The sequence below is a fragment of the Chelativorans sp. M5D2P16 genome (genome assembly GCF_034427935.1).
Taxonomy (GTDB): Bacteria; Pseudomonadota; Alphaproteobacteria; order Rhizobiales; family Rhizobiaceae; genus Chelativorans.
This window is the reverse complement of sequence record NZ_JAXQNM010000009.1, coordinates 1-14,048: the sequence shown is the minus strand read 5'-3', so window position 1 is coordinate 14,048 and position 14,048 is coordinate 1. Positions and strand designations below refer to the sequence as shown.

The following is a 14,048-nucleotide window of genomic DNA, read 5'->3' as shown; positions in this document are numbered from 1 at the left end:
CCGACGGACAGTTTGCGGGTAAAGTTTTCGGCCAGGTATTCCTGCATCCTGCGCATTTTGCCCGGACAACCCGCTCTTCGCCATGACTGGTCGTTTCTTGAAGCCTGTGCAATTGCGCAGAAGATGGATACTGAAGAAGGTGATCAGCGAATCGACATAAAGCACGTTCGCCGGCTCGCTTTGCGTCAGCTTAATCTTCAGCAGTTCAGCGACGTGCAGGGCATGCAGATCGAGTGGAGCGACAACACTGCGGGCGCATTTGCTGCATGGTTGCGACCTCGACGGGTGTTCTGATGAATGTCGTCGCGATGCGCCCTTGGGGATCGGAGTTTTTCAATCATGTCGGTCGCCATGTAGATGCCTTTCTGGGCCGCCGCATATCCACCGGGCGGTCGTTGACGCCTACATCAAGGGTGCGATTGTCAACGACATCGATTCCGGAGATTTCGAGAGCTTGTCGGGCCCTGGCTTTCCGAAGAGGGGCGAGGAAGCTTCTACCGGCAATTCGCGCAAGCCGACGAAAAGTACACCGCCGAAGTTGAGCCGATGTTCGAGGATATTCGATGCCCGGTCAAAATCATCTGGGGCGAGGCAAGGCACTTCATGCGCTGGTCCCGCAGGCTTCGTTCGAAACACTGCCAGGCATCAGCCACTTACCCCAGCTCGAAGCCCCGGATCTCGTGCTGGAGCGGCTGAACGCGTTTCTATCGCGCGAAGCCGAAGACCGATGAAGAAATCAAACTTGGGATGGACGACAATATTCTCTCACTCTCTTCAATGCCGGCTTGGGCCGCGTAGCGGACTGGCAGTTTTCGGCCCCCGAGCTGTAGCTGGGCGGTCGCCTGTTTCTCTTTCGGCCAATTAAGGTCAAGGAGAAATGATATGGGTTACTCTCAATACGACACCGCCATTCGTGGTCGCGCTGTCTGGAATGCTGGGAAGAAAGTGGGCACGAAGGGACCCCTCACACAAAAACAGATCTGGGCGATCCGCTTCTTCCTCGATCACGAAGGACGTATGCGTGATCGTGCTCTTTTTGATCTGGCGATCGACAGCAAGCTACGCGGGTGCGACTTGGTCAAGATCAAGATTGGCGATCTGGTTGCAGGACCAGAAATACGGACGCGGGCGACTGTCGTTCAGCAGAAGACAGGCCGTCCGGTACAGTTCGAGCTTACTGCCGACGTGCGTGCCAGTCTCCTGTCTTGGCTAGAGAGGCATAGCGGCACGGTCGATGACCATGCATTCCCGAGCCGGACCAACCAGGCGCACCACATAAGCACGAGGCAATACGCCCCGCCTTGTCGATGAATGGGTCACGGCAATTGGTCTCTGCCGAGCGGAATATGGCACACACTCGCTGCGACGAACGAAAGCTTCCCGTCCGTCAGGACCGGGGCCGTTTGATGCCTGTCCGGTTCTGGCCGAAAAACTGAGTAAGCGGCCGTTCGGCTGCCGACCTCATTCCGGAAGTTCGGAGCATTTCGGCCGCCCCCAAAAGCGGCCACCCGTGCTCTTCTATCTGCGAATATCGCGCGGCAACTGCTTCTCCTGCATACTCGTATTGGCGGCATTGGTCGCCACACCCGCGGGCGGCGCGCCGGCTGCAGCGGGCTGCGTCTTGTCGGCCACCGGTTGTGGCCGAATACCGAACCCGAGAAAGGCGGCGATCAGGAGTAGCGAGCCGGCTAGGATCGCGTAGAAGAGATCCATCTTCATCGCCGAGTGGATCATTGTTTTCTTGGTGAGCCACAGTTTGAACGGGCTGCGCTGCTTGATCTTCGAGCCAAGATCAACCTTATAGCCAAGATCCTTGAGCGCGGTTTCTGCCTCGATGCCGGCGTCGACCGAGCCGTCGAGCAAGCGGTGATACCAGAGCCGGTCCATGAAATAGAAGGCAGCCAGCGGGAAGATCGCCGACACCACCACCAAACCGGCGATCGACACCTCAAAACCGAGCAGTTTGACGATGCCAGCGTCCTTGATCGCATAGCCGCCGAGACCGAGGAAGGCGCCGGTGACGATCAGTGCGAAGTTGCGGATGCGTAGTTCGAGGTCGTTGAAGTGCTGCTGCACATCCACGATTTTCTTCCAGATTTCGACCTGCCCCGCCCCGAGCGATGGTTGCGCGGGGGACACAGGCGGTGTTGTCGGCACGGAATCGGGGTCGGCCATTAGGACGCCTCGAACAACGGCAGGATCTGAGCGAAATTCTCGGTCAGCACATGGGTTGCGACGACGCTGCCGGGCCTTAGCGCGGTGCGCTCGCGCTCGACCATCTCGGGCGTCCAGTGCGTAACTTTCCGCAAAAGCTCATATTCGGGCTTGTGCTGGCTGGAGCCATAGGCGGCGTGGACGTCGGTGATGCCAGCCTGCTGCGCCATGAAGACGTCCTTCAGCGGATTGTCGCCTACATATACGACCTCATCGATCGAGACGCCAAGATCGCGAACGATCTCGAGCAGGATATCGGGGTTAGGCTTCACCTCGCCTTCGGGCGTGTAGTGATGGACGGTGTGTTTGAAGGCGTAAGTGTCGACGTCGTAGTAGCGCGTCGCCACCGTCTCCTCCGGCATGCTGTGGTCCTCGGGTGAATAAAGGACATCGACCAATCCATCGAGCCCGAGCTTGCGGAAGCGATAATTGGTGTAGAAGGCTTTGGACTCGGTGAACGCGGCGATTACGACGCCTTTGTCCTTCAGCGTCGCGAGCGTCTCGCCGACGGTTGGATAGAGAGCTAGCACACGGCGGCGGGTTTCGCGAAAGGCATCGATCGCAGGCGCCATCACCGTCAGAACATCGCCGCCATACTGCATCTGCAGCGAGGGCAGTTCCTCGAGTAGGCGCGAATACTCGCTGGTGCCGTACTTCTGATGGATAACGCTGGCTTCGGCGTAGAGCGTATCCGGATCGACGCCCGAGATTTCGAGCACCTTGTCCATCATCGCTGAAAACGTCTGATACCACAGCTCCTGCCAATCGAGCAGGGTATTGTCGACATCCGTAATGAGAACCCGTTTTTGTACCAAACTCGGTCTTTCCTAGCCGCAGGGAAGCCGGTCCATCCGCGCTTTTGCTGCCTTCCGATTCTTAAACGAGAGCTATCGTTTCTCCAAGTTCAGCAGAAAAAATCGCTCCATGTCATCCACCCCCCGGTTTGATCGCCCATCCCAGCACATTCCTCTTCGCTTACTCTCGATCGCAGGCTTCGCCAGAAATGGCGTCAATCACCGTCCCAAGGTAATCAAGTTGCCTCTTCTTGTTTATCCGCATCACTCCTATTCCACTTGGCAAACAGTTTTTCCGACTTTCTTACGATTGCCGCAAATCGATCCGTGTTTTCATACCTGATTAAATTGATAATAGTTAGGCTTCTTACCAAAAGCCAATTATCAGCTGTCTTCACTAAATATTCCGGGTTATTTATAGTAAAAATGAACAATGCCGCTGCCATCAATAAAATAAAAATTGCGCCTAATCCAATAGTGAAAATTATCGCGATTGTTATTGCGTAGGCTTCAATGAATGAGTAGTTATCGCTCAAAAAACTGCCGCCAAAGCGACCTGACAAAGAGAGAACGGGCACCTCCTTTCCGTTGATCAAAAAGCGCTCTTGCGGGAAAATGGGCGTGTATATCGAAAATACTAGAAGTACCAATGATGATCGTGGCAGTATCCTTTGGTCGATCTCATTTCGTCCGGACCGAAGAACATCGAACGATTGGTCATTCGTCAAGTATGCACGGTGAAATCTCCCCAGGGCGATCTTGAAGCTAGGTATTACTTTGTCACTCTGGTTATCAATATTGTAAATAGAAATATTGACATCGTTACTATAACCAAACTTTTCATAGAATAATTTCGACGATTCGATATCATCGAAATCGATTTCGGGTGCGAATGTCTTCACAATATCCTTGATGGCTAATGCATTTACCTCGGTACCAAAGTGTTTGATGGACATCCCTTGTGTCAGGTCAACTGGGCGATTTGTGAAAAGATAAAACGCGATGGCACTAAGTACCAATCCGCTGAGAATTGCACTGAGTGCTGGATAAATTACCGTCTGCTTCACGTCATCCCCCCGAGGCCAATAGTTTGAAGAATCGGCACGATAAGCGATTATATCGTATCGGCGGCGCCTACGAAGACTTCGTCGCTGAACTCCTGGACCGCGCCACCGCGCTGAGCCTGTTCGAGCCCATGAACGAACGTTTCTCCACGCTCGACGTGGATTGTGGGAGCGTCGGGCCCCGCCAAGCCGCCAAGGTCCTTCGCCACCTCGCAAAAACAGGAGAAGTCGATTGGGAAATCGCCTTTGCCGAATAGGCGTTCAGATCTGTGGGACCGCCTACATCAGGGCCTCCTCGCCGGAGGAGGCCCTGATGGAACTCGACGCTCGCCACCTGGACGATATCCTGCCCGAGGGCATCTCCGGTCTCGACGACCCTGATCTTCCGAACTTCAGCCTTCCCCTGCGATGACGCTGTACGGAAAATTCACCGACTATCGTCTGGTTGAGGAGGTGGGCGAGGAGGAGTGATTGTGGTCCCGACCGCAGATCCGCTTACGAACCTTTCATCCCAGCCACAGATACGATCACGCAAACTCGGATACAGCCTCCTTAAGAAGAACGTCGCAAGCGCTAAAGCCACCTCGGCTTCCTCCGCAGACGCCTCGGCTCCGCGGTGAACTATTTCGTCGCGTCGTTGCCGGAGCTCTTCCTTTTCTGCCCAGATGTCTTTCTTCGCTTCCTTGCTTCTCCGCAGGGCAGTTAGGCCAACGTGGCCGACGTCATCCAAAATTTGGAACAGCAGCTTCTTGATGTGCCTGTTTCCAACGACGAGCTCGGCAACAACATCGCTGAAATTCTTGTCGTGGACGAGGCCGTACGCAATTGGTTTGAGAAGGACGTCTCGGATCGTGATTTCCAAGGAGACAAACGAGAATACCAAGGAGGCGCTTGGGCTCACCTGCAAGAGTTTCTCAGCCTCGTCCAGAACGACTTCTGCCCTTATTTCGAGGTCAGGATTCTGCTCATAGTACGATCGAAGTCTCTCCAGAGTGAAATCACCAATGATATCGACCTTGTGATCAGACAATACCTCTTTGACCATGCGATCATAGAACTCTTCCCTCATAGCATCATGTTCGTCGTAACTCATGCAGCACCCTTTCCTGTAGGGCTAGGAACTTGCTGACTGGCCGGCAGATCAGACAATCGCCCGATCAATTCGGAGAATTTAGGATGAAAGCACCTGATGGAACACCCATCATCGCTACGCTCGACGTGACCTGCCAGGGAACTTCATCCAGTAGCGGTTAGAGGCGGCTGTCGAGCTCGGAACCCTCGATCGCGCGACGGTCGACGTTGGCTATGAGGCGAGACCTTATCATCAGTGGGATTTGGGCAATCGCGAGGCGGAAGCGATGGGTGACTGAACGTCAGGTTTCGGGAACATGAATTCGGTTATCCAACGGCGAAGATGGGGCGCAATGCAGGCAGGCAGCTTAGGGGCCGGAAGCCGTCGGTCCGCTATCGGGGTGAAGTAGCAGCAAGCGGCCGTTTAGCTGAGCGACCCCATTCAGGCGTCAGCGCGAACCCCATGAACAGCTCGACTAGTAGTGCGATTTGGAGTTCTCGCGCTCGCTCATAGGACGAACTCCCGTCTTGGATCTGGTGGCCAATCATAGATTTCGAGGGGGCGGAGCGGACTGGGAACTGCCGGAAACCGGGAAGTGGATGAGGGTGCTCGGTTCCACAGGCTTAGTGAACAGTTGCGATGGGGCGGTGACGTATCGAGCGGTCACTCCTTTCGTATCGAGATTGGAGAGCTCTATCAGCTTCGGTGCTACAATTCCTCGGCGCTGCTGACGCCAAGGGACTTCCCGGTCGACAAAGCGGATGGAGGGACTCAATGAGATGGCAGCTGCCATATTGCTGAAACGAAGACCCGTCATCTGAATGCCGACACCCGTGTCCAAGACGAAAAAGGCGGTTCTGGAGGTAGTATTCGGCGTGGAGAATCAAGGGATGACGGGGAACCAGTCAGCGGAGAACTGGCGGGCCATTTTCAAGGATCTGAAGATGCGGATCGAGCGCGGCGAGGTAGGACTGCAGCGCGCCCTCCCGACGCAGACGGAACTCAGCCGACACTACTCGGCTTCGCGGCATGCGGTAAGGCGCGCGCTTTCCGCCCTGCGCGATGAACAGCTGATCATCAGCTGGCAGGGCAAAGGCGCCTTCGTCCAGAGGCCCAAACTCGAATATCGAATCAATCATCGTACCCGCTTTGGAAGCAACATGCGGCAAAGCGGCCACACGGTCACAATCCAGCTCATCAGCAGCGCGCAACGCAATCGGGTGCCGGACGCGGTTGCACGTCGATTGGGCATTCCGAAACGGCACCCGATCTTCGTCGGCGAGATCCTGCACACGGTCGACGGCATTCCGACGCTGATCGGAAGGCACTATTGCAACCTGAAGCATTTCCCCAACATGGTCGAGGAGTTTCGGAGAACCGGCAACACGCCGACGGCTTTCGCAACTGCCGGCATCGACGACTATCTTCGTGAGAACACGGTCGTCAAAACCAGGCATCCGACCCCCACGGAAGCGCTCATCCTGGACGTTTCCTTGTCGCAGCCGGTATTCGAACTTCAGGGGCTCAATGTCGACCTGACCGGCAAGCCGATCGAGGTTACCGAGGCGATTGCGCGCGGGGATCGCGTCCAGCTCCACGTCTGAACCTGCGCCGACCGTTTGCCGGCGCGGGCATGCTGCGGCCCCGCGTCGACTATCCACAGGCGCTGACATTGCGCCGCCAAATCCGATGCTTGGTGTGACCGTTTGGTGCAAAGCCGCCACTCATGGCGGCCTGTTACAAGCCTGTAACAAACCTCGGCGAATGGCTGTCCGCGTGCTTACCTCTCGGGAGACAACACATGTTGAAACGCTTGGCCCTCTCCACGACCATGGTGCTGGCGTGCGCCGGATTTGCGGAAGCAAAGGTCGAGATCGCCTGTCTGACCACTGCCGCCCACCTCACGCGTCAGCACGAACCGCTGATGAAAAGGTTCAACGAGATGCAGGACGACATCGTCGCATATGCCGCTCCATCACAGGATTACGCCGACACGCATCTGAAGCTCTTCCGCGCATCGGCTACCAACACATTGCCCGATTGCGCTTTCCAGGCCTTCAATCAACTTCCCTCGCTTGCCCGAGCCCTGGATGCGCGGAGTCAGATCGTCCACCTCGACGAACTCATCGTGAAAGAGGAGGATGGCTGGAAGGCAGCCAACTATACCGAGCGCATGCTCGATCTCGGGCGCGTCGACGGCATCCAGTATGGAATGCCGTTCAATGCGTCAGTCATCCAGTGGTACTACAACGCCGATCTGGTCAGGCAGGCCGGCGGCGATCCCGACAACTTCCCCACCACCTGGGATGGTGTCATCGAGCTTGCGAAGAAGATCGATGCATTGGGCGACGATATCGCCAGCCTTTCCTACGCCGCCGACAAGTGGGGCGACGACTGGCCCTGGCAGACGCTGATCCTGCAGCAGGGCGGTCGCATGCTCAACGAGGCGGGCGATGAAGTTGCCTTCGACAAGAACAACTATCATGTCGAAGCGATGAAGCTCTTGCGCCGTCTCGTCGAGGAAGGCGTCTACGATCCCGCCATCAGCCAGAGCGACCAGCTGACACAGTTTACCGAGGGCAAGATGGGCATCTACGCCACGTCCCCTGCCAGCGCGCGCAACACTGCGGAACGGGTGGGCGAACTCTTCGACCTGCGCACAACCACCTTCGCGGTCTGGAACGATGCCGAGGGATTGTTGCCGTCGGGCGGTAACGCGGCGCTCATCACCACGAAGGACCCCGAAAAGGTCGCGGCCGCTTGGGAATACATCAAGTTCGTCACCGGACCGGAAGGCCAGGAATTCGCGGCCAAGATCACGGGTTACCTGCCCACCAATCGTGGCGCGCTCGCCGAGGATCGTCTCGGCGGGTATTACGCCGCCGAACCGTATTACGCCACGCCCTCGAACCAGTATGACCGTGCGGGCCCGTGGAGCGGTTATCCCGGAACGCAGTCGGAGAAGATCTGGCGCGAACAGCGCGAGGTCATTCACGCCGTCATGACCGGTAGGAAAGCGCCTGAGGACGGTGCGCGCGAAATGGTCGAGATCGCCGAAAAGCTGATGCAACGCTGATCCGATGCAACGAACCCGCGGGCGGTCGAAGCGACCGCCCGCGGGTGGATTGATGCGAGGTCCCGATGGCTCGGCTCACACTCAAAAACGTAGAGAAGTCGTTCGGCAGCACGCATGTGCTCAGGGACGTTTCGCTCGATGTGGAGGATGGCGAGTTCGTCTCGCTCGTCGGGCACTCCGGCTGCGGCAAGTCCACCCTGCTGCGCATCATCGCCAGGCTGGAGACGCCGGATGCGGGCGACATCCTGATCGGCGGCAGGGCGGTCAATGCCCTAGCGCCCAAGCATCGCAACATAGCGATGGTCTTTCAGGATTACGCGCTCTACCCGCATATGACGGTTGCGGAAAACATGTCCATGCCGCTCGTCATGGCCAGGCTGCCCATGCGTGCGCGCCTGCCGCTGATCCGCTTCCTTGCTCCCGCTCACCACAAGAGAATGCCGGAAATCAAGGCGCATGTCCGCCGCGTCGCCGCCCAACTCCAGATCGAGCATCTTCTCGACCGGCGGCCGGCACAGCTTTCGGGCGGGCAGAGACAGCGCGTGGCGCTCGGCCGCGCGCTGGTCCGCGACCCGCAGGTCTTTCTGATGGACGAGCCGCTTTCCAATCTCGATGCGAAGCTGCGTGTTCAGGTGCGCAAGGAAATCAGCGAACTGCACGCCAGTTCCGGGCTCACCTTCGTCTATGTGACGCATGACCAGGTGGAAGCGATGACGATGTCCGACCGCGTGGCGCTGATGCGGAACGGCCGGATCTTGCAGTTTGCCCCACCCAACCGGCTTTACGCCGATCCGGACAGCATCGACGTGGCGCAATTCATAGGCAGCCCGGAAATCAATACTCTCCGCGGCCTACCGCATGCCGATGGCATTGCAGTTGGCGAGGCGGTCTGGCCGATACGCGCGGCCGGGCACAAATCGGGTGCGCTGCGTGTCGGGATCCGTCCGGAGGCAATATCCGTCTCAGGAGTGCCGGGCCTTTCCTCGATCGGGGAAAAGGCAAACGGCCTCCAAGCCAGGCTCGAGGTGCGGCTGATCGAGGACCTTGGACCGGAGGTGCTGCTTCATGGGCGCCTCGACTTCTGCCCGGAGGAAGACGTCCGCGTGCGTGCGCAGAAGGGCAGCGCCTATGGCCATGACGACACGCTGAGAACGGCAGCCTGGCTCGAGGTCTCGATCGATCCCGAAAGGCTCCTGCTGTTCGACGAGCAAGGACGCCGGCTCGCCATGGCAGGCGTAGTGCGCCAGAGGGTCAAGGAAGAGGCATAGCCCGAAATGGATCGCACGCACGCAGGCTTTCACCATGTCCAGGCGTGGATGGGCTATTTCTTCGTCGCTCCTGCCACGTTCCTGATCCTCGTGATCTACGCGGTTCCGATCGTCCTGGTGCTTCTCGTCAGCTTTACCGACTATACCCTTGTCAGCGACTATTTCGAGTTTGTCGGTCTGGAAAACTACGCACGCATGTTTTCCGACGCGCAATTCGCCAGGGCATTGGTCAACACCCTCATCTATGCCGCGATCTTCCTGCCAGCCTCGTTTTGCCTCAGCCTCGTCATTGCGATTGCTCTTCAGGAGCGCAAGCAGTTCAAGTCCATCCTCGAGGTCCTCTACTTCCTGCCGGTGACCTCCACGCTCACCGCGATGGCCCTGGTCTGGTCCGCGATGATGGACAGCCGGCAGGGCATCATCAACAATCTGCTGCAGTCGATCGGTGCCGGCCCGTTCAACTTCCTCGGCAGTGAACAGCTCGTGCTGGTATCGCTTGCGATCATATCCATCTGGTCGATTGTCGGCTTCAACATGGTGCTGTTCCTGGCCGGACTGAGCGCCATTCCGAAAGGCCTCTACGAGGCGGCGACGATGGACGGTGCCGATCATCCCCTCGACCGGTTCCTGAAGGTCACCTGGCCGATGCTGGGCCCGACGGCGATGTTCGTCGCCGTCACCAGTTCCATCACCGCCTTCAAGCTTTTCGATCCCGTTGCGCTGTTGACCCGAGGCGGGCCGAACGGGGCCAGCGAGGTCTTTCTCTACCTCGCCTTCCTCGAAGGATTCGAATATTTCAACCTCGGCTATTCAGCGGCGCTGTCCCTGTTCTTCCTGATCGTCATCTTCATCTTCGCGCTCTTCCAGGCGTTCTTCGTCGAACGCAAGGTACACTATTGAGACGGGTCAATGGCTGATATCACGGACGCAAGATACGACGCCGGCAGACAAGGGCTGGGACGCATCCTCCCCACTTCCGTTTTCGGCGCGCTCGGCACGTTGATGCTTTTCGCCGGCGCCTGGGTGATGGTCTTTCCCTTCGTGTGGCTGGTGTCTTCGAGCCTGAAGCCCACTGACGAAGTTTTCGACGCCGACTTCTCCATCATTCCGAAAACATTTGCAGGCTTCCGCAACTACTACGTCGTCCTCTTCGAGCAGCCCTACCTGTTCTTCCTGATGAACAGCCTGATCGTCTGTGCCGGCATATTGATCATGCAACTGTTGACGGCGATTCCCGCCGCCTATGCCTTGGCGAAGCTGAAGTTTCGTGGCCGCAGCATCCTGTTCGGCGCCGTCATTGCGGGCATAACGATCCCCGTCAACGTCACCTCGATTCCAATCTTCATCGGCCTCGCCAAGACCAATCTGCTGGACACATACTTCGCGATGATGTTTCCGTTCTTGGTCTCCGTCTTCGCGATTTTTCTTTTCCGCCAGTTCTTCAAGACCTTCCCCGATTCCATCATCCAGGCGGCACGGATCGACGGGTTTTCTGAAATAGAGATCGTGCTGCGCCTCATCGTGCCGAGTGCAGTGCCTGCCATCGCGGCCTTCTCTATCTTCTCCTTCGTCGCCCACTGGAACGACCTCTATTGGCCGCTGATCGTCGTCCAGTCCCAGGACAAGATGACCGCGACGCTCGCGATGATGCAGTACCGCTCGGCCTTCGACAATGACTACGGGGCCGGCTTCGCCGCGGCGACGGTCGTCACCGCGCCCATGGTGATCGCGTTCCTGCTTGCACGCCGGCACTTCATCAGAGGCATTACTATGACGGGCCTGAAGGGCTGAAAATCTTGTTTCCAACCTGAGGGCGCCTTCCATGCTCAAATTTGTTGTCCTTGCGGATCTCCACCTCGTTCCCGAAGGCGAGTTGTGCCACGGCCTGGACACGGCTGACCGGCTTCGCCGGGTAATCGATCACGTCAACGAACATCATGGCGACGCCGACTTCTGCGTCATCGCCGGGGATATCGCCGATCGCGGCGAGCAGGCAGCCTACGAGCGCTTCAAGAAGATCGTCGCCAAGTTACGCCTGCCCCTCTATGCTACACTGGGAAACCACGACCGAGGGCCGGCCTATCTGGAGCTGTTCGGCGCCGAATGCGCCGACGAAACAGGATGTCTCGACCACATCGTCGATGTGAAGGGGCATCGCGTGATCGTGCTCGATTCCTCTCAGCCGGGTGTCGGGGCCGGCGTGCTGCAGCCCGAACAGCACGATTGGCTTCGCGCAAGGCTGGCGGAGGCGCACGACATGGCGGTGATCGTCGTGCTGCATCACAACGTCACGCAGTTCCACGTGCAGACCGACTTCATCATCCTTGAAGACAGCGACACGTTCCTCGACATCCTGAAAACGCACCCAGACGTCCGCCAGGTCGTTTCCGGCCATGTGCACATGAACACGTCGGGAACGGTGCGAGGCATCCCATTCTGCACCTTTGCCGGCAACCACTACACCATTGCGCCCACGCTCGCGAGCAGGTCCGGCCCCTTCCCGGGCGGCGTCCCAAGATATGAGGGGCCGGGGCAATATGCCGTGGTTCTGGCCGATTCCCGCTCCACCGTGGTGCATTTCGAAAACTTCATAGACCGCCATATCGTCATGGCGCCGGAGCTGTTTTGGAAGAAGCCGCTTTCGAAAATTCCTTGAGGCGGTCAATGCAGGCTCTCCTCCAATTACCTTAGACAGCTCCTAGGCAGTGTGGACTCTTGGGATTCCCAAAGGTGAGCAAATCAGATTCAAAGCTTCCTTTTGGAGGCAGCCATGGGAATTCTGGATCGTCTGATCCTTAGCGATGACCAGTGGGAGCGGATGTCGGCCCACATCATCGGTGATGAGCGCACGCGCGGGTCATCGGGCCGCGACAACCGCATGTTCGTGGAAGCGGTGTTGTGGATCGTGCGCACGGGTTCGCCCTGGCGTGATCTTCCCGATGCGTTCGGCGAATGGAACAGCGTCTTTCGCCGCTTCAGCCGCTGGAGCCACAAGGGCATCTGGTGGCGCCTCTTCGACGCGCTGTCGGATGATCCGGATTTCGAGTTCCTGATTGTCGATTCCACGATCATCCGCGCCCATCAGCACGCCGCCGGCGCGTACGCGGGCTGGGTTGTCCTGTTCGCTTCGCCCTCACGGCAGGCCAGAAAGGCGACGCACCGCAAGCCGACGCCCTGATCGCGGGCCTGCCCGCCGACTTCGTCATGGCCGATACCGCCTATGACAGTGATCGCCTGCGCCACGTCATCGCCGACAAAGGCGCCGTCGCCGTGATCCCCAGCAACCCGGCCCGCGCCCAAAAGCGCCCGCTGGACAAGCACCTCTACGCCCAACGACATCTGATCGAATGCTGCTTCTCCAAGCTCAAGCAGTTCCGGCGCGGCGCTACACGCTTCGAGAAAACGGCCAGAAACTACCTCGCCGTCGTAACAATCGCAGCCACAATCCTTTGGATCAGATAAGTGTCCACACCACCTAGGAGACTTGCACTCATCGGCGATGTCATTGGCGCCACTCGCCGAGCAGAGCACCCGCAATCAATCGACGCGGACATTCACAAGCGGGAATCCTACTTCGGATCTGGATTTTTGTGGATGACGAACGTTGCCGCCCAGCCTGGCAGGAGGTCGACGCCACCGCACGGCCGCCTTGGGGCCGTCTACTGACCGTCCGGTTCTGGCCAAAAACTGAGCAAGCCGCCGTTCGGCTGACGACCCCGTTGCAGACGTTCGCGCTTCGCCGCCCGAATGACGGCTTCGAAAGCTTTATAGCGGTCGCACAGGCGCCACGCAAACGACAGTCAACCTGCTTCTATGGTTTACAGTTGGCGGTGGCAGCAGTTCATCGTGGACCCCATAATAAGATAGCGCTAAAGAGCATCTGACCCGCACCAAACAGGAGCCTAGCCATGCTGATCTGGAGTCTTAAACGTGGGCTACGCTCCGGCACGATAGAGACGTGGATTGCAAGCCTTGTCGCTCTCATGGCTGTCACTTCGAGCGCGGCGGCCAAGATTGATGGCTTAGATTGTCACTTCACAAAAGTCTGCGTTGGAGAGACTTGTGAGGCTCTCGATAACGCGCCAATGCGCCTTCGTTTGATTGGCTTGGGTGACGACTCGGACCCCATAGCGGTCACCCTTGCCGACGCCCGTCTCCTTCGGGGGGCCTCCTATTGACGAAGGTGAGGACGTGTCGACTTTGTTCGGTGATTATGAACCGGGGTCGTACTCTACCGTTCAGGAAATGGGAACATGGATCAACTATGATGATAATCCCCGTCGTGAGATTATCATCACCTTTAGTGAGGCAGTTCATCTCGCTGTCACTCCGGGCGATGTAGACAATGCAGTACTGACAAAAGAAGGACGAGGGCTAATGGCCTTTCTTGGTACGTCCAGAACCATAGGCACGTGCGAGGGGGTGAACCTCGGCCGATGACGCCCTATTACGCGGGTGTAGCTATCGGATCTGCAACTGTCCGCTTGACCGCCATTCCCGATCGATCATGAGAACGTCCGCAATCCACCCCACATTGCCGTTTATGGCCAATTCAGGTTC

The 14,048-nt window shown here is 57.9% G+C and carries 13 protein-coding genes and 2 pseudogenes; 11 read left to right on the top strand and 4 right to left on the bottom strand.

The genetic code is table 11. From position 1 onward, the window contains the following. The 3 genes and pseudogenes from SIN08_RS05310 to SIN08_RS05300 form a co-directional block, all read left to right on the top strand. On the top strand, nt 1-294 hold a 294-nt coding region (locus SIN08_RS05310), incomplete at its 5' end, for a hypothetical protein (protein WP_322450546.1). A 269-nt stretch (nt 295-563) separates the two neighbouring features. Beyond that, the gene (locus SIN08_RS05305; protein WP_322450545.1) at nt 564-731 is read left to right on the top strand and encodes a hypothetical protein; all 168 of its coding nucleotides are present in this window, start codon (nt 564-566) and stop codon (nt 729-731) included. Nucleotides 732-882: 151 nt separating this feature from the next. Beyond that, a pseudogene (locus SIN08_RS05300) lies at nt 883-1,381 on the top strand (tyrosine-type recombinase/integrase); the annotation flags it as partial. Between the two features lie 137 nt (nt 1,382-1,518). On the opposite strand, the gene SIN08_RS05295 reads toward SIN08_RS05300, so the two are convergent. The 3 genes from SIN08_RS05295 to SIN08_RS05285 all read right to left on the bottom strand — a co-directional run bounded on the left by SIN08_RS05295 (nt 1,519) and on the right by SIN08_RS05285 (nt 4,075). Then, entirely contained in the window at nt 1,519-2,175 is a 657-nt protein-coding gene (locus SIN08_RS05295) for a hypothetical protein (RefSeq protein WP_322450544.1), read from the bottom strand. Beyond that, on the bottom strand, nt 2,175-3,029 hold the full coding sequence (locus SIN08_RS05290; protein ID WP_322450543.1) for an HAD-IA family hydrolase: 855 nt from the start codon (nt 3,027-3,029) through the stop codon (nt 2,175-2,177). The genes SIN08_RS05295 and SIN08_RS05290 overlap by 1 nt, the downstream gene beginning before the upstream one ends. 215 nt (nt 3,030-3,244) lie before the next feature. Beyond that, entirely contained in the window at nt 3,245-4,075 is an 831-nt protein-coding gene (locus SIN08_RS05285) for a hypothetical protein (RefSeq protein WP_322450542.1), read from the bottom strand. Between the two features lie 23 nt (nt 4,076-4,098). Here SIN08_RS05285 and SIN08_RS05280 point away from each other — a divergent pair, with 23 nt between their 5' ends. Then, the gene (locus SIN08_RS05280) at nt 4,099-4,329 is read left to right on the top strand and encodes a hypothetical protein (protein ID WP_322450541.1); all 231 of its coding nucleotides are present in this window, start codon (nt 4,099-4,101) and stop codon (nt 4,327-4,329) included. A gap of 170 nt (nt 4,330-4,499) precedes the next feature. On the opposite strand, the gene SIN08_RS05275 is transcribed toward SIN08_RS05280, so the two are convergent. Continuing rightward, on the bottom strand, nt 4,500-5,165 hold the full coding sequence (locus tag SIN08_RS05275) for a hypothetical protein (RefSeq protein WP_322450540.1): 666 nt from the start codon (nt 5,163-5,165) through the stop codon (nt 4,500-4,502). 812 nt (nt 5,166-5,977) lie between these two features. Here SIN08_RS05275 and SIN08_RS05270 point away from each other — a divergent pair. The 7 genes and pseudogenes from SIN08_RS05270 to SIN08_RS05240 all read left to right on the top strand — a co-directional run bounded on the left by SIN08_RS05270 (nt 5,978) and on the right by SIN08_RS05240 (nt 12,950). Beyond that, nucleotides 5,978-6,748 (top strand): GntR family transcriptional regulator, encoded by a 771-nt coding sequence (locus tag SIN08_RS05270; protein WP_322450539.1) that lies wholly within the window; start codon nt 5,978-5,980, stop codon nt 6,746-6,748. A gap of 197 nt (nt 6,749-6,945) precedes the next feature. Further along, a complete protein-coding gene (locus SIN08_RS05265; protein ID WP_322450538.1) occupies nt 6,946-8,220 on the top strand; it encodes an ABC transporter substrate-binding protein in 1,275 nt (424 codons plus the stop codon). Between the two features lie 65 nt (nt 8,221-8,285). Continuing rightward, nucleotides 8,286-9,488, top strand: coding sequence for an ABC transporter ATP-binding protein (locus SIN08_RS05260; protein WP_322450537.1), 1,203 nt, complete (start codon nt 8,286-8,288; stop codon nt 9,486-9,488). Nucleotides 9,489-9,494: 6 nt separating this feature from the next. Further along, nucleotides 9,495-10,388, top strand: a complete 894-nt coding sequence (locus SIN08_RS05255; RefSeq protein WP_322450536.1) for a sugar ABC transporter permease — start codon at nt 9,495-9,497, stop codon at nt 10,386-10,388. Between the two features lie 102 nt (nt 10,389-10,490). Then, nucleotides 10,491-11,279 (top strand): carbohydrate ABC transporter permease, encoded by a 789-nt coding sequence (locus SIN08_RS05250; RefSeq protein ID WP_322450547.1) that lies wholly within the window; start codon nt 10,491-10,493, stop codon nt 11,277-11,279. A gap of 31 nt (nt 11,280-11,310) precedes the next feature. Then, a complete protein-coding gene (locus tag SIN08_RS05245; protein WP_322450535.1) occupies nt 11,311-12,144 on the top strand; it encodes a metallophosphoesterase in 834 nt (277 codons plus the stop codon). A gap of 114 nt (nt 12,145-12,258) precedes the next feature. Next, nucleotides 12,259-12,950: pseudogene (locus SIN08_RS05240) on the top strand (IS5 family transposase). Nucleotides 12,951-14,048: the final 1,098 nt, after the last annotated feature.

Bases quoted from the DNA above. Each gene is read 5' to 3' on its own strand.
- SIN08_RS05305 (WP_322450545.1), top strand. From the start codon at position 564: ATGCCCGGTCAAAATCATCTGGGGCGAGGCAAGGCACTTCATGCGCTG.
- SIN08_RS05295 (WP_322450544.1), bottom strand. From the start codon at position 2,175: ATGGCCGACCCCGATTCCGTGCCGACAACACCGCCTGTGTCCCCCGCG.
- SIN08_RS05275 (WP_322450540.1), bottom strand. From the start codon at position 5,165: ATGAGTTACGACGAACATGATGCTATGAGGGAAGAGTTCTATGATCGC.
- SIN08_RS05265 (WP_322450538.1), top strand. From the start codon at position 6,946: ATGTTGAAACGCTTGGCCCTCTCCACGACCATGGTGCTGGCGTGCGCC.
- SIN08_RS05260 (WP_322450537.1), top strand. From the start codon at position 8,286: ATGGCTCGGCTCACACTCAAAAACGTAGAGAAGTCGTTCGGCAGCACG.
- SIN08_RS05255 (WP_322450536.1), top strand. From the start codon at position 9,495: ATGGATCGCACGCACGCAGGCTTTCACCATGTCCAGGCGTGGATGGGC.
- SIN08_RS05250 (WP_322450547.1), top strand. From the start codon at position 10,491: ATGCTTTTCGCCGGCGCCTGGGTGATGGTCTTTCCCTTCGTGTGGCTG.
- SIN08_RS05245 (WP_322450535.1), top strand. From the start codon at position 11,311: ATGCTCAAATTTGTTGTCCTTGCGGATCTCCACCTCGTTCCCGAAGGC.